Source organism: Candidatus Pacearchaeota archaeon (genome assembly GCA_035404185.1).
Taxonomy (GTDB): domain Bacteria; phylum Patescibacteriota; class Minisyncoccia; order Minisyncoccales; family Minisyncoccaceae; genus UBA2211.
The window spans coordinates 364,470-384,638 of sequence record DAONGN010000001.1; the positions used below are offsets into that span (position 1 = coordinate 364,470).

At 31.9% G+C, this 20,169-nt stretch carries 22 protein-coding genes; 19 read left to right on the forward strand and 3 right to left on the reverse strand.

The window, feature by feature from the left end:
- Nucleotides 1-43: 43 nt before the first annotated feature.
- The 13 genes from PLD14_01970 (at nucleotide 44) to raiA (ending at nucleotide 11,568) form a co-directional block, all read left to right on the forward strand.
- Nucleotides 44-526 carry a tryptophan-rich sensory protein gene (locus tag PLD14_01970; GenBank protein HPR79967.1) on the forward strand — a complete coding sequence of 161 codons (483 nt, stop codon included), beginning with the start codon at nucleotides 44-46 and terminating at the stop codon, nucleotides 524-526.
- Nucleotide 527: 1 nt separating this feature from the next.
- Nucleotides 528-1,520 (forward strand): NADH-ubiquinone oxidoreductase-F iron-sulfur binding region domain-containing protein, encoded by a 993-nt coding sequence (locus tag PLD14_01975; GenBank protein HPR79968.1) that lies wholly within the window; start codon nucleotides 528-530, stop codon nucleotides 1,518-1,520.
- Nucleotides 1,507-3,237, forward strand: a complete 1,731-nt coding sequence (locus PLD14_01980; protein ID HPR79969.1) for a [FeFe] hydrogenase, group A — start codon at nucleotides 1,507-1,509, stop codon at nucleotides 3,235-3,237. The genes PLD14_01975 and PLD14_01980 overlap by 14 nt, the downstream gene beginning before the upstream one ends.
- Nucleotide 3,238: 1 nt before the next feature.
- Entirely contained in the window at nucleotides 3,239-3,751 is a 513-nt protein-coding gene (locus tag PLD14_01985; protein HPR79970.1) for an iron hydrogenase, read from the forward strand.
- 7 nt (nucleotides 3,752-3,758) lie between these two features.
- A complete protein-coding gene (locus PLD14_01990; protein ID HPR79971.1) occupies nucleotides 3,759-4,088 on the forward strand; it encodes a nucleoside triphosphate pyrophosphohydrolase family protein in 330 nt (109 codons plus the stop codon).
- Between the two features lie 2 nt (nucleotides 4,089-4,090).
- Complete coding sequence (locus tag PLD14_01995) at nucleotides 4,091-4,645, forward strand: thymidine kinase (GenBank protein HPR79972.1); 555 nt, start codon at nucleotides 4,091-4,093, stop codon at nucleotides 4,643-4,645.
- Nucleotides 4,646-4,651: 6 nt separating this feature from the next.
- On the forward strand, nucleotides 4,652-4,933 hold the full coding sequence (locus PLD14_02000; GenBank protein ID HPR79973.1) for a DUF308 domain-containing protein: 282 nt from the start codon (nucleotides 4,652-4,654) through the stop codon (nucleotides 4,931-4,933).
- A 5-nt stretch (nucleotides 4,934-4,938) separates the two neighbouring features.
- Complete coding sequence (locus PLD14_02005; protein HPR79974.1) at nucleotides 4,939-5,760, forward strand: restriction endonuclease; 822 nt, start codon at nucleotides 4,939-4,941, stop codon at nucleotides 5,758-5,760.
- Between the two features lies 1 nt (nucleotide 5,761).
- Nucleotides 5,762-6,829, forward strand: a complete 1,068-nt coding sequence (gene ychF, locus PLD14_02010) for a redox-regulated ATPase YchF (protein ID HPR79975.1) — start codon at nucleotides 5,762-5,764, stop codon at nucleotides 6,827-6,829.
- Nucleotides 6,783-8,090, forward strand: a complete 1,308-nt coding sequence (locus PLD14_02015) for an NAD(P)/FAD-dependent oxidoreductase (GenBank protein ID HPR79976.1) — start codon at nucleotides 6,783-6,785, stop codon at nucleotides 8,088-8,090. Before ychF ends, PLD14_02015 begins: the two co-directional genes overlap by 47 nt.
- A 4-nt stretch (nucleotides 8,091-8,094) precedes the next feature.
- On the forward strand, nucleotides 8,095-9,972 hold the full coding sequence (locus PLD14_02020; protein HPR79977.1) for a tetratricopeptide repeat protein: 1,878 nt from the start codon (nucleotides 8,095-8,097) through the stop codon (nucleotides 9,970-9,972).
- 19 nt (nucleotides 9,973-9,991) lie between these two features.
- The gene (gene murB, locus PLD14_02025) at nucleotides 9,992-10,975 is read left to right on the forward strand and encodes a UDP-N-acetylmuramate dehydrogenase (GenBank protein HPR79978.1); all 984 of its coding nucleotides are present in this window, start codon (nucleotides 9,992-9,994) and stop codon (nucleotides 10,973-10,975) included.
- Between the two features lie 257 nt (nucleotides 10,976-11,232).
- Nucleotides 11,233-11,568 (forward strand): ribosome-associated translation inhibitor RaiA, encoded by a 336-nt coding sequence (raiA, locus tag PLD14_02030; protein ID HPR79979.1) that lies wholly within the window; start codon nucleotides 11,233-11,235, stop codon nucleotides 11,566-11,568.
- A 17-nt stretch (nucleotides 11,569-11,585) separates the two neighbouring features.
- Here raiA and PLD14_02035 read toward each other — a convergent pair whose 3' ends face one another.
- A complete protein-coding gene (locus PLD14_02035; GenBank protein HPR79980.1) occupies nucleotides 11,586-11,984 on the reverse strand; it encodes a hypothetical protein in 399 nt (132 codons plus the stop codon).
- A 130-nt stretch (nucleotides 11,985-12,114) separates the two neighbouring features.
- Between PLD14_02035 and secA the strand changes: the two genes are divergently transcribed.
- The 5 genes from secA to typA all read left to right on the forward strand — a co-directional run bounded on the left by secA (nucleotide 12,115) and on the right by typA (nucleotide 18,269).
- The gene (secA, locus tag PLD14_02040; protein HPR79981.1) at nucleotides 12,115-14,559 is read left to right on the forward strand and encodes a preprotein translocase subunit SecA; all 2,445 of its coding nucleotides are present in this window, start codon (nucleotides 12,115-12,117) and stop codon (nucleotides 14,557-14,559) included.
- 1 nt (nucleotide 14,560) lies between these two features.
- Nucleotides 14,561-15,223 (forward strand): HD domain-containing protein, encoded by a 663-nt coding sequence (locus PLD14_02045; GenBank protein HPR79982.1) that lies wholly within the window; start codon nucleotides 14,561-14,563, stop codon nucleotides 15,221-15,223.
- A gap of 9 nt (nucleotides 15,224-15,232) precedes the next feature.
- A complete protein-coding gene (locus tag PLD14_02050) occupies nucleotides 15,233-15,682 on the forward strand; it encodes a DUF5680 domain-containing protein (GenBank protein HPR79983.1) in 450 nt (149 codons plus the stop codon).
- Between the two features lie 9 nt (nucleotides 15,683-15,691).
- Entirely contained in the window at nucleotides 15,692-15,970 is a 279-nt protein-coding gene (locus PLD14_02055) for a DUF3850 domain-containing protein (protein HPR79984.1), read from the forward strand.
- A 499-nt stretch (nucleotides 15,971-16,469) separates the two neighbouring features.
- Nucleotides 16,470-18,269, forward strand: a complete 1,800-nt coding sequence (gene typA, locus PLD14_02060; protein HPR79985.1) for a translational GTPase TypA — start codon at nucleotides 16,470-16,472, stop codon at nucleotides 18,267-18,269.
- 15 nt (nucleotides 18,270-18,284) lie between these two features.
- Here typA and PLD14_02065 read toward each other — a convergent pair whose 3' ends face one another.
- Both PLD14_02065 and PLD14_02070 read right to left on the reverse strand, forming a co-directional pair.
- Nucleotides 18,285-18,713 (reverse strand): hypothetical protein, encoded by a 429-nt coding sequence (locus tag PLD14_02065; protein HPR79986.1) that lies wholly within the window; start codon nucleotides 18,711-18,713, stop codon nucleotides 18,285-18,287.
- A gap of 50 nt (nucleotides 18,714-18,763) precedes the next feature.
- Nucleotides 18,764-19,420, reverse strand: coding sequence for a hemolysin III family protein (locus PLD14_02070; GenBank protein HPR79987.1), 657 nt, complete (start codon nucleotides 19,418-19,420; stop codon nucleotides 18,764-18,766).
- A 31-nt stretch (nucleotides 19,421-19,451) separates the two neighbouring features.
- Between PLD14_02070 and PLD14_02075 the strand changes: the two genes are divergently transcribed.
- Nucleotides 19,452-20,039, forward strand: coding sequence for a hypothetical protein (locus tag PLD14_02075; GenBank protein HPR79988.1), 588 nt, complete (start codon nucleotides 19,452-19,454; stop codon nucleotides 20,037-20,039).
- Nucleotides 20,040-20,169: the final 130 nt, after the last annotated feature.

The window sequence follows — 20,169 nt, forward strand, 5'->3', positions numbered from 1 at the left end:
GATGGAAAGGAAATATAATCAAATTATTGAGTAATTATAAAATATGAAGAAAAAAACAAAACAAATCATTTTTCTATTTTCTTTTATAGTCTTGTCTTTATTGACTGGATATCTTGGATCTCAATTAACTGGAGTTTCTATACCCGAAACTTATTTGAATATAAGCGATAAGCCGTCTTTTTTTCCTCCAACCTGGATATTTGCTCCAGTTTGGTCTATTTTATACACTTTAATGGGAATATCAGCTTACTTGTTATGGAGATTAAAAGAAAAACAAAAAGTTAATAAATTATTAATTTTGTTCTTTGCTCAATTGTTTGTTAACTTAATATGGCCAATTATATTTTTTGGTTTAGGACAGTATCTGTGGGCTTTTATTGATATTATAATTTTATTAATTATGATAATTGTCATGGTATTATCTTTTGAAAAGATTTCAAAACTTTCAGCATATCTTCTTCTTCCGTATTTGTTTTGGGTTGGATTTGCATCAATACTTAATTTGGCAATAGTTTTTAATAGATAATATGGTAAAAAATTCAATAATAGAAAAACTTAAGGATTCAGGACTAAGAGGCCGTGGAGGAGGAGGTTTTCCCGTCGGTTTAAAATGGGAATTGGCTAAGAAAGCTAAGGGAAAGACTAAGTATGTAATTTGTAATGCTTCAGAGGGAGAGCCAAATGTTTTTAAAGATGGATATATTTTAAGAAATTATTTAAGTGATGTTATCAATGGAATTATTTTGGCCATGGAAACTATTTCTGCAGAAACTGGATATATTTACATTAATAGTAAATATTTTAAAGAAATGGAAGAGAGTATTAAATTGGCGATTGGGAAAAGAAGAATAATTATTTTTGAAAAAAAGGCTAGGTATATTGGAGGAGAAGAAACAGCTATTTGTGAATCAATAGAAGGTAAGAGAGCCGAACCAAGAAAGAAGCCGCCCTTTTTAACAGATAGTGGATTATTTGATTGTCCAACTTTAATGAATAACGTTGAAACTTTTTATTATGTTTCTAAAATTGTTCAAGGCAAATACGAAAAAAAGAGGTTTTATTCTGTTAATGGAGATGTAGAAAATCCTGGAGTTTATGAACTTCCAGAAGAGATGACAATCTTTGAGGTTTTAAAGAAGACGGGTAATTATCCTTTATTTGATTTTTTTGCTCAAGTTGGAGGGGGGGCGTCTGGAGAGATAATGATTATGGAAGAATTAAACAGACCTGTCTCTGGCGCCGGCTCAATTACAGTTTTTAACAAAAAGAAAACAAACGTTTTTACTTTAATGGAAAAATGGGCTGAATTTTTTCATCTTGGAAATTGCGATAAATGTGTTCCTTGTAGAGAAGGAGCCTATAGGATTTATGAAATGGTCAAAAAGAAAAAGCTCGATTATGATGTTTTAGATGATTTATTTTTGAGCCTTAAAGAGTCAAGTTTTTGTGCTTTAGGAAGGGGAATTCCAACTCCTTTTATATCTTTAATTGAAAAGGTAATTAAAAATGAAAAATATTAAATTTAAAATTAATAATAAGGAGGTTGTCGGAGAGAAAGGAGAAACCATTCTTCAAGTAGCACGAAGAAATAATATTAAGATTCCTGCTGCTTGTTATCACTCCGACTTAAAACCGAAAAGCAGTTGTCGATTGTGTTTAGTTTCAATTAAAGATAGAAAAGGATTATATACTTCTTGTTCTGTTGAGATAGAACCAGGAATGGAGGTTATTACTGATTCTCCAGAAATAAAAAAAATTAGAAAAACTAATTTAGAACTTCTTTTTTCTCAACACATTGAACAATGTCCTACTTGTATTAGGAATTATCATTGTCGACTTCTTTCTTTAGCCAAAGAATGTGGTATAGAAATAACTAGATTTGAAGATAGGAAAAAGTTTTTTCCAAAGTATCAATTTGGACCATCAATTATATTTGATTCTTCAAAATGTATTGATTGCCATAATTGCGTTGAAATGTGCGATAGGCAAGGGGTAAGATTTCTAACTGTAGAAGAGAATAATTCTTTTTGGGAAGTTAGTCCGTCAAAAGAAGAGAATAAAGATTGTATCTATTGTGGCCAATGCTTAGTTCGTTGTCCGAGCGGAGCTTTTGAAGAAGTTGATTCTATTAATAATGTTGAGCGTGCCTTAGATGATAAAAATAAATACGTTGTTTTTCAGTTTGCTCCTTCAATTAGAAGTAGCTTAGGAGAAGAATTTGGAATGGATTATGGAACGGTTGTTACGGGAAAAATGATAGCTGGAATAAGAAAACTAGGAGCAGATAAGGTTTTCGATGTTTCAGTTGGAGCAGATATTACAACGATAGAAGAGGGTGGAGAGCTAATTGAAAGATTGACCAAACAAGAAGGACTGCCGATGTTTACTTCTTGCTGTCCTTCGTGGGTTAAGTTTGTTGAACTTAATTATCCTCAATTCATGAAGAACTTAACAACCGTTAGATCTCCGCAAATAATTTTAGGAGGGTTAACTAAGACTTATTTAGCTGAGAAAGAGAAAATTAATCCTAAAAAGATAGTCGTTGTTTCTGTTATGCCTTGTACTTCAAAGAAATATGAAGCAACAAGAGAAGAACTATTCGTCGATGATTTAAAACCGATAGATTATGTTTTAACAACTAGAGAATTGGGTAAATTATTAAAGAAGAGACAGATAGATATTAATGAGATTAAAGAAGAGGAGCCAGACGCTCCTTGGGATAAATATACCGGTGCAGGAGTTATTTATGGAGCAACAGGAGGAGTGACTGAATCAGCCTTGCGAACTGTTTATGAAAAAGTAACAGGAAAGAAATTAAAGAAAATTGATTTTAAAGAAATAAGAGGAATGCAGGAGTGCAAGGAAGCAAAAATTAAAATAGGAAATATTATTGTTAAGGTGGCAGTTATCAATGGATTAGGAAATGCTAAGAATTTATTAGAGAGATTAAAGGATAATCCTAAATTATATGATTATGTTGAGGTGATGACTTGTCTTGGTGGATGTGTTGGCGGTGGTGGACAACCAACCCCGACGGATAAAGAGATAAGAAAGAAGAGAGCATTAGCTTTGTATGAGGTAGATAAAAAATGGGGATTAAGAATGGCTCATGAGAGTCCAGTGGTAAATCTTCTTTATAAAGATTTCTTTAAGAATAAAAAGAATGTTCATAAAATATGCCATACTCATTATTCTAAAAAAGAAAAGGACAAGATTAAAATAATAAAAGAAAAATAATATGGAACAGACATTATCGTTAGACAAAAAAATAGTATTATCTTTAGTACAATTTTTAGTTTTACTTCTTGTCGTTTGTTTTGCACCATTAATAAATAATCAAATAATAACAGGAACAATAGTTAATGCCTCGCTTTTAATAGCCGTAGTTTTATTAGGAATGAGAGGATCAACCCTACTTTGTTTTTTGCCAAGTGTGATTTCCTTATTATTCGGTTTATTACCTATGGTCATGGCTCCGATGGTTCCCTTTATAATCATTGGAAATGTTTCTTTAGTATATATATTTAATCTATTAAGAAAGAGTAATTTTTTCCTAGGTTTGATTCCAGCAGCACTAGTAAAATTTTCATTTTTATTTTTAGTGAGCAACTTTTTAATTAGTTTCTTTGTTAAGCAAGCCGTTGCTGATAAGATAGCAGTAATGATGAGTTATCCTCAATTGGTTACAGCTTTAATGGGAGGAATTGTTGCTTATTTCATAATCGGTAAAAATTATAAAAATAATAATTAATAAAAATATGACATTTCAAGAATATCAAGAAGAAGCAAGAAAGACAGCTATTTATCCAAACAAAGATAATAATTTTATTTACCCAACGCTTGGTTTAGCTGGAGAAGCAGGAGAAGTGGCTGAAAAGATAAAGAAAGTTATTAGAGATGGTAATGGAATTGTATCGGAAGAAAAAAAGGAAGAAATAACAAAAGAACTAGGAGATGTTTTGTGGTATGTTGCTAATTTGTCAAAAGAATTAGGAATTCTTTTAGAAGATGTTGCCCAAAAGAATCTTGAAAAATTACAGTCAAGACAACAGAGAAATGAACTTCATGGAAGTGGAGATAATAGGTAAATATGAATTTAACGTTAATAGTTGGTCCAATGAAGAGTGGAAAGTCTTTAGAGATGATTAGTCTTTTTAATCACTTACAGTATACGAATATTCCTTTTCAAGTTTATCAGCCAATCAAAGATGTCAGAAACGAAAGTATATGGTCAAGAACCGGACTATCTATTAATTGTAAAAAGATTTCTTCTCTTAATGATATTCTTAATGAAGATGCTAGGGTTGTAGGAATAGATGAGGTTCATATGTTTGATGAGAAAGATGTTGATGCGATTAAAGAGTTGTTAAATAGAGATGTTAAAGTTTTTATTTCTGGATTAGACATGGATTACAAAGGAGAAATGTTCGGGATAGTTAAAAAGTTGATGGAATTAGGTCCCAAAGAAGTTAGGTTTAAAAGATCAGTTTGTGAAGTTTGCAAAGAGCCAAATGCTGTTTATACTTCAATCTTTAAAGATGGTAAAATAATTATTGATGGTGTTCCATCTGTAATTCCTGAAGATGGAACTTATAAATATGTTCCTGTTTGCAGAAAATGTTTTCATAATATAAGAAGTAATTAAAAATATATGGAAAAAAAATCAAATTTTTTTGTAATTAATATAGTAGATAATTATATTAAAGAAGTGAGTGGAAATTGGTGGCTTGTATTCTTGAATGGTTTAGTAGCTATCGCTCTTGGTCTTTCTTTTATGGCTTGGCCAGAAGAAGCTTTAAAAATATTTGCTTACTTTATCGGAGCGATTATTATTCTTTTTGGATTACAATACATCAGATTGAGCTTTAAAGTTAAAGGGATTAAAAATAAATACGAGAAAGTAAAACAAGATATTAAGTCAAAATTTGAATAATATATATGGCTTATCAGGTAATAAAGCTTAATGGAGAAAAGGAAAACTTTTCTGTAAAAAAAGTGTATTATTCTGCAATTAAAGCAGGGGCTCCTGCTTTTTTAGCCAAAGAAATTTCAAAAGAAATAGAAGGAGATATTTATGATGGAATTAAAACATCAGAAATATTTAAAAAAGTTAAGAATAAGTTAAAAAGAGAAAATCTTCAATTTTCTTTAAGATTTAATCTAAAAGAAGGAATGAAGAAATTAGGACCAGCTGGTTTTGTGTTTGAGGATTTTGCGAGACAAGTTCTTTCCCAGTCAGGAATAAAAATTAAAGGAAGCAGAATATTATCTGGTAGATGTAGTAGTTACGAAATAGATTTTTTAGCTGAAAAAGAAGGAACGAACTATATTGGAGAATGTAAGTATAGGAACAATGGAGGAGACAAGATTGATGTTAATGTCTGTTTGAAAGGCTTTGCTGTTTTAGATGACATTAAAAATAGCGGAAAATTTGATGATAATCTTAAATTTTTTATCGTAACCAATTCTAGATTTACTAATCAAGCCATTAAATATTCAAACTGTAAAGGAATAAAATTATTAGGATGGGATTATCCTAAAAATGAAGGACTAGAGGATATAATTGATAAAAACAAACTATATCCTATAACGATTCTTCCTTCTTTTAAAAGTTATCAAGCTGACATATTTAAGAATGAAGGAATTATGCTTGTTAATGAAATTTTAAGTCTTGATATTGATAAATTTTCTAAAAAGGTTAATATACCAAAGAAACGACTAGAAGACTTAAAAAGAGAAGCTGAGGTATTATTAAAATAGAATGTCATTACATATCGGAATAGTTGGTTTTCCTAACGTTGGAAAATCAACCTTATTCCAACTAATTACAAAAAAACAAGTGGATATTGCTAATTATCCTTTCTGTACCATCGACCCAAACGTCGGTGTTGTTGCTGTACCAGATATCAGGGTTGATAAATTGGTCGAATTAACGCATTCAGCAAAGAAAATATATACCACGATTGAGTTTGTTGATATTGCAGGATTAGTTGAAGGAGCAAGTAAGGGAGAAGGATTGGGAAATAAATTTTTAGCTAATATCAGAGAAGTCGATGCCATCGTATATGTCTTACGTTGTTTTAAAAATGATACTATTGTTAATACTCGTCCCATAATAGACGTATTAAAAGACAAGGAGATATTGGATATGGAGATGATATTAAAAGATTTAGAGACGGTTGAAAAGAGATTATGCTCCCTAGAAAGAGAAGTAAAGTCGGGAGACAAGAAAGCAATTAAAGAACTAGAAGTACTAAAGAAGGTAGAGGTTTTGCTAAAAGAAGGAAAGATGCCATCTGACTTTAATTGGGACGAAGAGGAAATAAAAATAATTAAAAGTTATCAACTATTATCATCAAAACCCCGCTTGTATTTATTGAATGGAGAAGAAAAAGATGTTTCTTTAGATGTTTTAGAGGTGTTCAAGAAGAATAACTGGAGATACATTTTCATGGATGTTTTGACTGAATCAGAAAGTGGAGACATGAGTCCCGAAGAAAGAGAATCTTTTGGTCTTTCTCCGGAACCAAAAATGAATGAATTAATCAAAGAATCATATGATCTTTTGGGATTAATTACATTTTTAACAACTGGATCCGATGAAACAAGAGCCTGGACAATACACAAGGGAGACAAGGCTCCTCAAGCTGGAGGTGCAATTCATACTGATTTTGAAGAAACATTTATTAAAGCAGAGGTAATTAATTGGGAAAAATTAATAGAGTGTGGTGGTTTTTCTGCAGCAAGAGAAAAGGGAATGATTAGAACCGAGGGAAAAGAATATGTTGTTCAAGATGGAGATGTTATTGAAATTAAAAGTGGAAAATAATATGGAAAAAGTTTCAAAAAAATATGATATTGCCGTGATTGGAGGAGGACCAGCGGGAATGATGGCAGCAATTAGAGCGGGAGAAATAGGAGCAAGGGTTGTTTTAATTGAGAAAAATGAAAAAATTGGTGTTAAACTTTTAATGACTGGCGGGGGAAGATGTAATTTAACTCACGTTGAAAAAAGTATACGTGAGTTTTGTGGTAAGTTTGGAAAACAAGGAGATTTTCTTTTATCTCCTTTTTCTATTTTTGGAACCAAAGAAACAATGGAATTTTTTGAGAATAATGGAATAGAATTAAAAAAAGAAATGGGTAAAGTATTTCCAGCTTCTGACAAGGCCAAAGATATTTTAAATGTTTTAGTTTCTTTATTAAAAAAATACAAAGTAGATATTTTGTTTTCTTCAGAGGTTAAGGAAATAAATAAAAAAGGTAAATTAATTACTTCCGTTTCTTTATTAAATGGAAAAGAAATTGAAGCTGATCAATTTATTATTTCTTCGGGAGGAAGATCTTATCCTAGTACAGGATCATCGGGAGATAGTTTTATTTGGGCTAAAAGATTAGGTCACGATATTGTTGATACGAAGCCAGCCTTAACCCCAATTGAAACTAAGGAGCAGTGGACTAAAAGTCTTCAGGGAATTTCTCTAGAAGATGTTTCTATTTCTCTATTTTGCAATCAAAAAAAAGAAAGCGAAGGAAGAGGAGAAATATTGTTTACTCATTTCGGTTTTAGTGGTCCATTAATTTTAGACATGAGTAGGACAATCGGGGACTTATTAGAAAGAGGAAAAGTCAAAATGACGATTGATTTATTTCCAAGCAAGAACACTGAACAATTAGATAAGTTCATTCTATCTGTCTTTAATAAAAATAGGAAGAAACATGTTTTAAAATGTTTGAATGATTTTTTTCCAGAAAAACTTTCTGCTTTTATTCTTAACTTTAGCAGTGTTTCTTTCGACAGAAAGGGAAATGATATTACTAAAGATGAAAGAGTGAGGATGATTAAATTTTTGAAAAAGATTGAAATTAGTATTGTTGGTCTTCTTGGTTTTGATAAAGCCATGGCAACTCATGGTGGTATTTCTTTGAAAACAATAGACTCAAAGACAATGAAATCTAAATTAATCAATAATTTATATTTTGCCGGAGAAGCAATTAATCTTGATGGTCCTTGTGGAGGATATAATTTACAGATGTGCTGGACTACGGGATATGTGGCTGGGCAGAATGCAGCAAGTAGTGTAAAATAATATCATGATTAATCTTGAGAAAATATCAAAAAACACCTTTTGTTTATTCGTATTCTTTTTTCCATTTTTTTTCATTCCCCAGATAAATGTCTCGCAGGTTTTAAATGAAAAAGCATTTCTTTTAGTTTTTGCTTTTACTATTTTTTTTCTTCAATTATTAAATATTTTTCTTTCAAAGAAGGTTACTTTTAGAGATAGCCCATTACAGAGAATAATAGTCTTTTTGATTTTTTCTCTTCTATTATCGTTGTTATTTTCTAAAAATATGTTTTTAAGTTTTTGGGGCCGTCCATTTCAAGCCGATGCTTTTATAGTTTTTTTAGCTTGTTTTGTGGTTTTTTATTTATCAAGCACCATCAAAAGAAGAGGCGTTTTAAAAATATTAGAGTACTTCGTTGCTGGTTCAGCTATCTTATCAATACTTTATCTTATTAAAAAGTTTACAGGAGTAAGTCCAGTTATTTTTGATAGTATATCTGGAACAGCAATTGTTATTTCAATGGCTTTTGTTGTTTTAATATCTTTTGTTTTCAACAATTTAAATTATTTCAGAAAAGGTAAGGGTTATAGTATTGTGAGAGTAGCCTCAATGGGAACATTTTTTATTTTATTTTTAACTTCTTTAATATTGATAGACTTCAAACTTTCTTGGTTTTTTGTATCAATAGGAACATTTTTTGTTTTTTGGAGAAGCATGCTTGAAAGCGATTTTGTGTTCAAAAGAAAGAAAGCAATTCTTTCAGTGTCTTTACTTTTAGTTTTTTTATCTTTATTTTTTTTACGCATTCCTTTCACTGATAAGATTGATGAATCAAAGCTTTCTTATGAATCAAGTTGGAGCATAGCAGAAAAAAGTTTAGGGGAGAGTTTTAAAAACTTTTTTGTAGGCTCTGGGCTATCAACTTATTCTTATCAGTTTTCTTTATATAAGGATAAAAGCTTTAATATGGCTGATTCCTCATTAATATTTGAAGAAGGATCTATTCCTCTTTTAACTTTTTTTGTCACGGGCGGATTTTTATTAGTTTTTGCATTGTTACTTTTAATTTCTTTTTTTTATTATCAAGGGTTTACTTATTTTTTAAATTTTAGAAAAGAAAATAAAAATGATCCAGTGAATGTTTTAGATTTATTGTTTCCAACTATTTTTTGTCTTACGCTTTTAATGTTTTTTTATAAAATTGATGTAAGTTCTCTTTTCTTATTATTTTTTACTTTAGGTCTTTGGGATGGACAACAGAAAGGACAAGAAAAAATCATCGATATTCCTTCCCAAAATATTGCCAAGGTAGTTCTCTCTTTTATTTTTATTGTCTGGGGATCAATTGTTTTCAATTTTATAAATTATTATAGAGCCGAAACTCATTATCAAAAATCAATAAATAATTATAATAATCAAGGGGCTATTAGCGAATCAATATCAGAAATGGAAAAAGCTTCAAATTTATGGAAGTCAGGGGATTATTATGTCGGTCTTTCTCAATTATATTTAATAAAAGCTAGTGAAGATTTTGAACAAAAATGGACCACTAAAGACAAGAAAGAAGAACAGAAACAATCTATTAAAGATAGTGCTTCAAAAGCTGAAGTATCAGCCAAAGTAGCTTGTGAGTCTGATAAGAATAATTTTCAAAGTTGGCAGAACTTAGGTTTAGTTTATGAGAACACAAATTTTCTCGTAGAAGACAGAACAGAAGAAGCAATTGTTGCATATGAAAAAGCTAAAGCTTTAGCTCCTCAGAATTATGATATTTATGTAGCAGTAGCTAGATTATTAGAAGAAGACAAAAAGTATGACGAAGCTTTAGCGGAATACAAGAAGGCTTTTGATTTGAATCCTTTAGATGAAAATGTTTTAAAAAAGATAAATCAACTACAATAATTTGTGTTATAATTGAAATATGGATATATTTAATGAATTAAAAAACGATTTTCCTAGAATAGAAAAAGATATTCCTCTTAAGAATTATTCTACTTTTAGAATAGGTGGTTCAGCTAAATATTTTTTAAGAACTTCTGATAAAAAAGAACTAAGAAAGATAATCGAAAGAGCGAATAAAGAAAATATTCCTTTTTTGGTCATAGGGGGTGGAAGTAATATTCTTTTTTCTGATAGCGGTTTTGATGGATTAGTTGTCGCTTATAGGGCAGAAAATTTGTCAAAAGAAAATTTTAATATTGAGAAAAAAGAAAATGGAAGCAACATGATTGTTAAGGTTGACACATCTATTCCGTTGTCTTTTTTGATTTCTGAATTGAATAATTTATCTGGTCTTGAATGGGGAGTTGGAATACCGGGAACACTAGGTGGTGCGATTAATGGCAATTCCGGTGCCTTTAATGAATCAATTTCTAATTCAATTGAAAGTGTAGATGTTTTAAATATTTCTTCTGATGGTGTTGTAGAAAAAAAGATGAAAAATAAAGAATGTCTTTTTGGATACAGAACGAGCATTTTTAAGAATAATAGCAGCTTATTGATTGTTTCAGCTGAATTAAGTTTATTAAAAGATAGCGAAGATGAGATTAAAAAGAGAATAAATAACAATTTAAACAAGAGAATAATAAAACAACCAAAAGGATTTTCCGCTGGTTCTATTTTTAAAAATTATCAAGGAAAGTTATCAGAAAATATTATTAAAAATTATCCTCAATTAAAAAGTTTTAATGAAAAAGGAATTATTCCAGTTGGATTATTGATTGAATTGTGCAACTTAAAGGGAAAAAAAATCGGTGATGCAAAAATTTCAGATGAACATGCCAACTTTATCATCAATTTAAAAAATGCAACATCAAATGATGTTGTGAGTTTGATAAATTTAATAAAAAAATCAGTCAAAGAAAAATTTTTAATCGATCTAAATGAAGAAATTAAAATTTTTTAGCATTTTACTATTGACAAATTTTTTAATAAAGAGGAAAATATAATTAGTAGATAATTTTTTGGTAATGAAAAAGGTCGACTAATTAAAAATCAAACTTTTTCTAAATAAAATGGCAACAAAAAAGAAAGCTGTAAAAAAAGCTGCAAAGAAGAAACCAGCAAAGAAAACAGCTAAAAAGAAGACTGCAAAGAAAAGAAAATAAATTTTCTCTAAAACAACTCACTAGGAGTTGTTTTAGTTAGAATGTTTTTAAAAGCATGAATATAAAAATAAAAGGAACTAATGTTGAGTTAACAGATTATTTATTAAAATTGATTGATCAAAAAATTAAGAAAGTAGAAAAATTACTTCCAGACAATCCAGACCTAATTATTGAGGTTGAGTTAGAAAAGACAACTAGACATCATCAAAAGGGAGATTTATTCCGCGTAGAGGTTCAAGTTGAAGTTCCGGGTGGTAAATTATTAAGAGCCGTTTCAAAGAAAGAAGACTTCCGTTCTGCTCTAACTGATGTTAGAGAAGAGCTAGAGGTTCAAATTAAAAAACACAAAGAAAAGATATCTTTAGAACAAAGAAGGAGAGTTAAAAAATAAATAAGGGCACCTATTGTTTAGGTGCCTTTTTTGAATGGGGGATATTCGTATCCGGGCCATTCAATTATTTTTGTGATGACATGGGCGAACAGCTTTCTGTTTCCTATTTCTAAAATAGGAATGCTGCCGTCGTAGCCAATCAGCTTGATGGTGGTTGTTTCCTCTGTTTGAATCGGTTCAGGTTCTTTTTTAAATAAGCCGAGGAAGCGATTTGAAAGATCGTTTTTCATAAATGTCCTGACAAAGACCCTTTGTTCGAATAGTTCATCAAGATTTTCAACCTTTTGTACTTTTTCACCCCATATTTCTATGTGGTCGATATTGTAGCAGTGGGGCTCTATCACCCAATGAATAATCCCTTTTTTGGGATATTTTTCTTTTCTGCTATAATGTCCTTCTCCAAAAGACTCTGCCATTTATGACTCCTTTTAAGTACTATCTCCATTTACGGATTGTTTGTTTATTAGCATGTTTTTATACGTTGGTAAAGTCTTTGACGTTTTATCTTTCTTAATATAGTATGTAGTGGTATAATAATTAAAATATATGGCATTTCTAGAAAGCCTTTTTGGCAACGCAAACACTAAATACGCAAACAGTTTAAAGCCTTTAATCAATCAAATTAATGATTTAGAGACTGAGGTTTCGGCTTTAAATCCTGAAGAGGTTAAATTTAAGATACAAGATATTAAAAAAAGATTAATTGATGGGGAAGCAATAGACAATGTTTTGCCAGAGGTTTTTGCTTTGGTAAGAGAGGCTGGCAAGAGGACTCTTAATCAAAGGCATTTTGATTGTCAGTTGATCGGAGGAATAGCTTTACATCAGGGTAAAATTGCTGAGATGAGAACAGGAGAAGGAAAAACACTAACCGCAACCCTACCTTTAGTTTTAAACTCTCTTTCAAGTAAAGGATGTCACTTAGTTACCGTTAATGATTATTTATCAAGAAGAGATGCTGTTTGGATGGGACAGATATATAATTTTCTTGGCTTAACAGTTGGTTGTATAAATCATGACCAGTCTTTTATCTATGATTCAGAATATAAAAAAGCTGAAGAAAAAAAAGATGAAATAAGAGATGAACTTGGAGGATTCTTGGTTGAAGAAGATTTTTTAAAGCCTTGCTCAAGAAAAGAAGCTTACGATTGTGATATTACTTATGGAACGAATAATGAGTTTGGTTTTGATTATCTTAAAGATAACATGGTTTATGATTTAAAGAATAGAATGCAGAGAGGATTTAATTATGCAATCGTTGATGAAGTGGATTCAATATTAATTGATGAAGCTAGAACGCCTTTGATTATCTCTGCTCCCGATGAAGAAGGATCAAAGTGGTATACCGAATTTTCAAAAATTATTCCTAGATTGAGCAAAGAAGAAGATTATGAAGTTGATGAAAAATTAAGAGCTGTTACTTTAACAGAAAAAGGAATTGATAAGATAGAAGGAATTTTAAATGTGGGAAATATTTACGATGAGAGAGGAATAAAATATCTTCATCATATGGAGCAGGCCCTTAAAGCAGAAATACTTTTTAAAAAAGACAAAGACTATGTTATTAAAAATGGTGAAATTATCATTGTTGATGAATTTACAGGAAGAATGATGCCAGGAAGAAGATGGTCCGGTGGGCTTCATCAAGCGATAGAAGCCAAAGAAGGTGTAAGGATTATGCCTGAATCAATAACTTTAGCCTCAATTACTTTCCAGAATTATTTTAGAATGTATGAAAAACTTGCTGGGATGACAGGAACCGCTGAAACATCAGCTGAAGAATTTGACAAGGTATATCACTTGGACGTTGTTGTTATTCCAACCAATAAAAACATCATTAGAAAAGATTTAGGAGATAAGGTTTACAAAACAGAAGAAGCTAAATTTAAAGCCGTAGCCGAAGAAGTTAAAGAGAAATACAAAATAGGTCAGCCAGTATTAGTTGGAACGACTTCGATTGAAAAAAATGAATATTTAGATAAATTATTATCAAGAGAAGGAATTCCTCATAAGGTTTTAAATGCTAAGCATCACGAAGAAGAAGGTGAGATTATTGCTCAAGCCGGAAGAAAGGGTGGTGTTACTATTGCTACTAATATGGCAGGAAGAGGAGTCGATATATATTTAGGAGGAAAACCATCAACACCAGAAGAAAACGAAGAAGTTAAAAAGTTAGGTGGTTTGCATGTTATCGGAACCGAGAGGCATGAAGCAAGAAGAATTGATAATCAATTAAGAGGAAGAGCTGGAAGACAAGGAGACCCAGGAACAACTCAATTTTTTGTTTCTTTAGATGATGATGTTATCAGAATATTCGGAGGAGACAGAATAAAATCCTTAATGGAAAGATTTAATATTCCTGAAGACACTCCAATTGAAAATGGAATGATTTCTAAAAGCATTGAATCGGCTCAAGGAAAAATAGAAGGATTTAACTTTGATGCTAGAAAACATGTTTTGGAATATGACGATGTTTTAAACAAACAAAGAGGAACAATTTATTCAAAAAGAGTTGAGATATTGGAGAAATCAGAAAAAGGAGAATTAAAAGAAGTAGTTTTGCCGTTATTGGAAAAATACAATTATTCTCAAGAAGATTACGAGAAGAAAGAAAAAGAGGTGGGAGCGGAAAATATGAGACAGATTGAAAAAATAGCCGGTTTAAGGGTGATAGACAATCTTTGGATTGAGCATTTGGAAAACATGGAAAGCTTAAAGGATTCGGTTAGATTAAGAGCTTATGGCCAAAGAGATCCTCTAGTTGAGTACAAGAAGGAAGGATACAAGATGTTTAAGGAATTACTAGAGAACTATGAAAGAATGTTGGTAGAGAGTATTATGAGGGCATCAATTAAAGTAGAAAATACTCCCAATCAGATGCAAGCTGTTTCGGAAAACAGAGGAAACAGTGTTTCTAAATCAGAAGTTGGCAGAAATGATCCTTGTCCTTGCGGCAGTGGGAAGAAATATAAGCATTGTTGCGGGAAGTAATATGAAAATAAATAACAAAATAATTGAAGAGATTAAAAAGATAGCCAAAGGTTATTTTGTTGGTGCTAGTAGTTGTCATGACTGGACTCATATTGAAAGGGTTTATAATCTAGCTATTAAAATTGCTAAAAAAGAGGGAGCAAATATTGATATTGTGAAGGCATCTGTCTATCTTCATGATATTGGGCGTAAGGAAGAGATGAATAAAAAAGGGAAGATTTGTCATGCTGAAATAGGCTCTAAATTGGCTGAACAAATTTTATCAAAATTTAATTTAAATGATGATATCATTGAAAATATAAAGCACTGTATTCTTTCTCATAGATATAGGAATGACTGTAAACCAGAAACAATCGAGGCTAAGGTTTTATTTGACGCCGATAAACTTGATTCTATTGGTGCAGTTGGAGTGGCGAGAGACTTTCTTTTTGCTGGATATTATGGAGGGCTTCTCTATGTTGGTAATGAGAAACAGGTTGCAGAAAATGCAAGAGACTATGCTTATACCAAAAAGGACACAGCATTATTAGAATATTATTACAAATTAAGAAAAGTTAAGTCAGGAATGTTAACTAAAACAGGAAAAGAAATTGCCGAAGATAGACACGAATATATGGCAAACTTTTTTAAGAGATTTGATTTAGAAGTAAAGGGTAAATTGTAGTATAAAAAAATGATGTTTGAAGAATTTTTGTTAAAAGCAAAAATTAATACATACGCTAGCAACGGAGAAAATGAAGAAAAGATACTAGAAGATGGTAGCAAGGAGTTAGTCTATAAAAATAATGAATGGGAATATAGGGATAGATATTTTGGATTCAATCCGTTTATCGGAGAAGAAATTATTTTTAAGGATAGTAAAATTTTTTGGGGCATGAATTATTATGGTAGAATTATTTCTGATAAAGTTGAAACAGAACAGATTTACCAATTTCTTAAAAAGTCTCTACGATTAGCAAAAATAGAATACCCATTTAGAGGGCCTATTGATTTTCAGGAGAATAATTGGATTTATAAAAATAAAATTAATGGTATAGCAAATAATTTTACTGGAAAAGAATCAATCTATTTTAAACAAGAGAAGGTTTATGAATTAATATATCATGGTGGTATTATTAAATAATACTAAGATATGGCTATAATCAAAAAGAAAATTCCTCCAGATTTCTATGACTTAGTTAATTCCAACAAAAAGAATTTTGAATTGAGATTAAATGAATTCGAAGTCAAAGAAGGAGACACTCTTATTCTTGAAGAATGGGATCCTAAAACAAAGGAATACACCGGAAGAATAATAGAAAGAGAGGTCGGATATGTTTTAAAATTTAAATTAAACGATTTCGGACAAGAAGAATTGATAAGAGAGAAGGGATTAGTAGTTTTTTCTTTAAAAAACAAGAAGATTGAATAGGAACAGTATTATATGATATACTGTTTTTAGTTCACAAAAAGGAGCGTGAAATATATGGACGAGTTTATAGATTTCATTTCCAAGTTTTCTTTATTACTTAGAGAAAGCTTAAATCAATTGCAAGAACAATTACAAGAAGAACAACAAGGAAAGTTTGAAGCCAATTATTTTATAAGAATCGGAAAATGTAATGGCTGCTGCTTTTCTTGTCTCAACCTTTGTAAATCTTTTGAAAAACTTGTTTTTTGTAGCAACTGTATGGCTATAAGTTGTTATAACAACAGACGCTTCGAAGATTTGAATCATATATGCAATCAGGATTGTTTCAATTGTAAGAATACTGGCTGTGTCAATCATTTAAAATTTAATATCAAAGAAATTAATAAATACATATAATTTCAGTCCTTGTGGCTGTAATTTTTTTGACAAAAAATCAAATCTATTCTATATATAGTATATACGTAAAAAGCTTTCTGCTTCTTGGCAGATTTTTTAAATTATGGAAATAAGAAACATAGCCATTATAGCCCACGTAGATCACGGTAAAACAACATTAACAGATGCTTTAATGAGGCAGACTGGAGTGGCCGAAGAAGGGTTTACGATGGATACAAATGAATTAGAAAAAGAAAGAGGAATTACTATTTATTCAAAGAATGCCTCTGTTTTCTATAAAGATACTAAAATTAACATCGTGGATACTCCTGGACACGCTGATTTTGGTTCGGAAGTAGAACGTGTTTTGAGGTCAATCGATTCAGTTTTGTTGGTTGTTGATGCTCAGGAAGGTCCGATGCCTCAAACTAAATTTGTTTTGAAAAAATCACTGGAATTGGGATTGAAGCCAATCGTAGTAATCAATAAGATTGATAAGGCAGCGGCCAGACCAGAAGAAGTGAAAGAAATGGTTTTGGAATTATTCATGGATTTAGGAGCTAACGATGAACAGCTTGATTTCGAATACATCTATGCTATCGGCAGAGACGGAATAGCTAAAAAAGAATTAACAGACGAATCAAAAGATTTAACTCCGTTATTGGATTTAATCTTGGAAAAAGTTCCGGCTGCCTCTTCTGAAGAATTGACTAATAAACCACTAAGAGCTCAGCCTTTTAATCTTGCTTATGATAATTTCTTGGGTAGATTGGCTGTTTGCAGAGTTTACGAAGGAAAGATCAAGAAAGGAGACGAAGTGTATATCAAAGGAATTAAAGAAGAAACCAGAAAAGGAAAGATTATTAAAATATATACTTTCTACGGATTAGACAGAAGAGATTCCGAAGAAGCTATTGCCGGAGATGTTATTATGATTGCCGGTATCGCCGATATCTTTATCGGAGAAACTATTTGCAGCAATCCGGACCAGGAAGCATTGCCGGTAATCAGCATTGATGAACCGACTATTTCTTTGAACTTTTTGGTTAATAATTCTCCTTTTGCCGGTCGTGACGGAAAGTATGTCACCAACAGACAGATAAGGGAAAGATTGGAAAAAGAATTGGAAGTTAATGTGGGATTAAAAATAGATTTTTCTTCAACCGATTTCTATAAAGTGTACGGCAGAGGTGAATTGCATATTGCCATTCTTTTGGAGAAAATGAGAAGAGAAGGATTTGAGTTGCAAGTTTCTCAACCACAAGTAATTATTAAAGAAGAGAATGGAAAGAAACTAGAACCTTTTGAAGAAGTTATTATTGATGTTCCCGATGATATGTCCGGTATTGTTATCGAAAAACTTTCTAAGAGAAAGGGAATTATGACAGAAATGAGGCCAGAACAAGGACACACTAGAATTGTTTTTGAGATGCCAACTAGAGGTCTATTGGGGTATAAGCCAGACTTTGTTATGGATACCCGCGGAGAGGGCATTTTAGCCAGTCGAGTACTAGGTTTTAGACCATATGCTGGTGAAATTGAGACCAGAACTACTGGTTCCATGACTTCTATGGTTACTGGCAAATCTTCAGGATTTTCTTTATGGGGCCTACAGGAAAGAGGAGTCTTGTATATTGGCCACGCTGAAGAAATTTATGAAGGAATGGTTATCGGAAATGTTTCTAAAGGAAATGATTTGGCGGTTAATCCGACTAAAGGAAAAGAGCTTTCAAATATGAGAGCTTCTGGATCGGACGAAGCGATTAAATTAACTCCTCCAGTTAGAGTTTCTTTAGAGGGAGGATTGAGTATTATGAAAGATGATGAATATTTAGAAATCACTCCTAATAATATCCGTTTAAGAAAACAGTACTTATCTGAGATTGAAAGAATTAGACAAAAGAGAAAAGAAAAAGAGACTTAATAGTCTCTTTTTTGATTAATCAATAACAATAAAGTTAACTTCGTGTCCGTGAGGGTCGAGCATTTGCGCCCATATTTTTACAACCGACATGTCAGGGAATTCTTTTTTAATTATTTCCGCCACTTTTTTCATGTCTTCGGTCTGTTTATTTTTTTCCTCTTCTTCAGAATTGAATTGATAGGAATTCTTGTATGCTCCGCAGTCGCTGTGGTGAATGAGAATAACTTTTCTCGCTTCATGAAGATCGTGAGATATTTTAATCTGATTTAAAAGATAATTTTTTAAAATTTCATTATCGTCGGCGATTCCTTTCCCAGCTCCGGCGACGGAAGCAATATCGCAGTCTCCAATGCCGTAATTGTCGTCAATGAATTTCATTGTTTCGGCGATTAGCCTGAAATCAATACAGTGGAAGATAATAGTTGAACAGGTATGTTTGCTCATGTTTTTCTTCTCGATTAATTTGTTTATAATAACTATATATCTTATTGCCGTTATTTTGGCAAGAAGGCTAAATATTTGTAAATAGTGTAGAAATGAAAAGCGGTTCCTAAAAGAACGAGGATATGGAATATTTCATGAAAACCGAATCCTTTTGAAATGTTCGGTTTTTTCATGGCATAGATTACCGCTCCGACGGTATAAAATATTCCTCCGATCAAAAGCCAGATGATTGTATCAAGATTGGTGGCTTTAAATAAAGGGTAAATAACAATTATTACCAGCCAGCTCATTAATAGATAAAGAGAGGTGGCGAACCAGCGGGGAACTTTAGTCCAGAATGATTTAAAGAAGACGGTTGAAATCCCAGCGGCTGCCAATATCCAAATTGTTATTAAAATTGATATTCCCATTATTCCTTTTAGGGCAATCAAGCAAAAAGGAGTGTATGTTCCGGCAATCAGAATGTATATCATAGCGTGGTCTATTTTTCTGAAGACATCAACTTCTTCGGGAGAGTGTCCGAAGAGATGGTAAATAGCACTCGAGGTGTATAGGAAAATCATGCTTCCTCCGAAAATAAAAAAAGAAACTATTTTTGTTAAATCATTTTGCTTGTAGGCGGAATAAAGAAGGAAAATAGTTCCGACTAAAGAAAGAATTGCTCCGATTAAGTGACTTATTCCGCTGATTGGGTCTTTGATTTTCATGTTGTTAATTTTATAGTTTTGTGATATATCAATGGTAGCATTTTTTATAATATTTTTCACTAGAGTACTAAGGGAGGTTAGAATGATTGCAAAATTGTTATCACGATTAGGATGGAAAAGAGAAAAGACCTTAGCTGACCACATTGAAAGGCAGCTTAGATGCTTTGATTATTCTCCTCAGCTGGAAATCGTCAAAATGGATCTTAATTGCGAAAGAAGGATTTATCTTTCTGACGGAAGACATAGTTATCCCAAGAATCCGACGATGTACGTTCTTAATACCCGTACAGAATCTTCACCTTGGTATGACGACGAAATAATGGCAATCATGGTTGCTATGAGATGGGTTCGTCGGAGAGCTCAAAGCGGAGACGATAAGCCGCAACCGTTTCCTTACATCATCGATCCGGGTGTTTACAAATGGATGGATTCACTGCTTTTCAATTCATGGGATGAATACGAAGCAGATGCTGAAGTTGTCGGAAGGATAGCAGCAGAAATGAAGTCATCAGGACGGTTTTCGAATAAAGAGATAGCCGAGATTGCGAGAATGCCTGCAGAGGAAATTATGAAAAAAGTTGGATTGGAAATATTCCAATCGCCATTTTTTAACAAATAAGGACGAAACCTTATTTTTTTGTAAATTGACAAAATTAATAGGAAAACAAAGAAGCCGATGATTCGACTAAGATGACTGCCATCCATGAATCTTCTTTCGGGGCGAGGCTGAGAGCGCAGGTTTAGTTTCC

Bases quoted from the DNA above. Each gene is read 5' to 3' on its own strand.
- PLD14_01970 (HPR79967.1), top strand. From the start codon at position 44: ATGAAGAAAAAAACAAAACAAATCATTTTTCTATTTTCTTTTATAGTC.
- PLD14_01975 (HPR79968.1), top strand. From the start codon at position 528: ATGGTAAAAAATTCAATAATAGAAAAACTTAAGGATTCAGGACTAAGA.
- PLD14_01980 (HPR79969.1), top strand. From the start codon at position 1,507: ATGAAAAATATTAAATTTAAAATTAATAATAAGGAGGTTGTCGGAGAG.
- PLD14_01985 (HPR79970.1), top strand. From the start codon at position 3,239: ATGGAACAGACATTATCGTTAGACAAAAAAATAGTATTATCTTTAGTA.
- PLD14_01990 (HPR79971.1), top strand. From the start codon at position 3,759: ATGACATTTCAAGAATATCAAGAAGAAGCAAGAAAGACAGCTATTTAT.
- PLD14_01995 (HPR79972.1), top strand. From the start codon at position 4,091: ATGAATTTAACGTTAATAGTTGGTCCAATGAAGAGTGGAAAGTCTTTA.
- PLD14_02000 (HPR79973.1), top strand. From the start codon at position 4,652: ATGGAAAAAAAATCAAATTTTTTTGTAATTAATATAGTAGATAATTAT.
- PLD14_02005 (HPR79974.1), top strand. From the start codon at position 4,939: ATGGCTTATCAGGTAATAAAGCTTAATGGAGAAAAGGAAAACTTTTCT.
- ychF (HPR79975.1), top strand. From the start codon at position 5,762: ATGTCATTACATATCGGAATAGTTGGTTTTCCTAACGTTGGAAAATCA.
- PLD14_02015 (HPR79976.1), top strand. From the start codon at position 6,783: ATGTTGTTCAAGATGGAGATGTTATTGAAATTAAAAGTGGAAAATAAT.
- PLD14_02020 (HPR79977.1), top strand. From the start codon at position 8,095: ATGATTAATCTTGAGAAAATATCAAAAAACACCTTTTGTTTATTCGTA.
- murB (HPR79978.1), top strand. From the start codon at position 9,992: ATGGATATATTTAATGAATTAAAAAACGATTTTCCTAGAATAGAAAAA.
- raiA (HPR79979.1), top strand. From the start codon at position 11,233: ATGAATATAAAAATAAAAGGAACTAATGTTGAGTTAACAGATTATTTA.
- PLD14_02035 (HPR79980.1), bottom strand. From the start codon at position 11,984: ATGGCAGAGTCTTTTGGAGAAGGACATTATAGCAGAAAAGAAAAATAT.
- secA (HPR79981.1), top strand. From the start codon at position 12,115: ATGGCATTTCTAGAAAGCCTTTTTGGCAACGCAAACACTAAATACGCA.
- PLD14_02045 (HPR79982.1), top strand. From the start codon at position 14,561: ATGAAAATAAATAACAAAATAATTGAAGAGATTAAAAAGATAGCCAAA.
- PLD14_02050 (HPR79983.1), top strand. From the start codon at position 15,233: ATGATGTTTGAAGAATTTTTGTTAAAAGCAAAAATTAATACATACGCT.
- PLD14_02055 (HPR79984.1), top strand. From the start codon at position 15,692: ATGGCTATAATCAAAAAGAAAATTCCTCCAGATTTCTATGACTTAGTT.
- typA (HPR79985.1), top strand. From the start codon at position 16,470: ATGGAAATAAGAAACATAGCCATTATAGCCCACGTAGATCACGGTAAA.
- PLD14_02065 (HPR79986.1), bottom strand. From the start codon at position 18,713: ATGAGCAAACATACCTGTTCAACTATTATCTTCCACTGTATTGATTTC.
- PLD14_02070 (HPR79987.1), bottom strand. From the start codon at position 19,420: ATGAAAATCAAAGACCCAATCAGCGGAATAAGTCACTTAATCGGAGCA.
- PLD14_02075 (HPR79988.1), top strand. From the start codon at position 19,452: ATGGTAGCATTTTTTATAATATTTTTCACTAGAGTACTAAGGGAGGTT.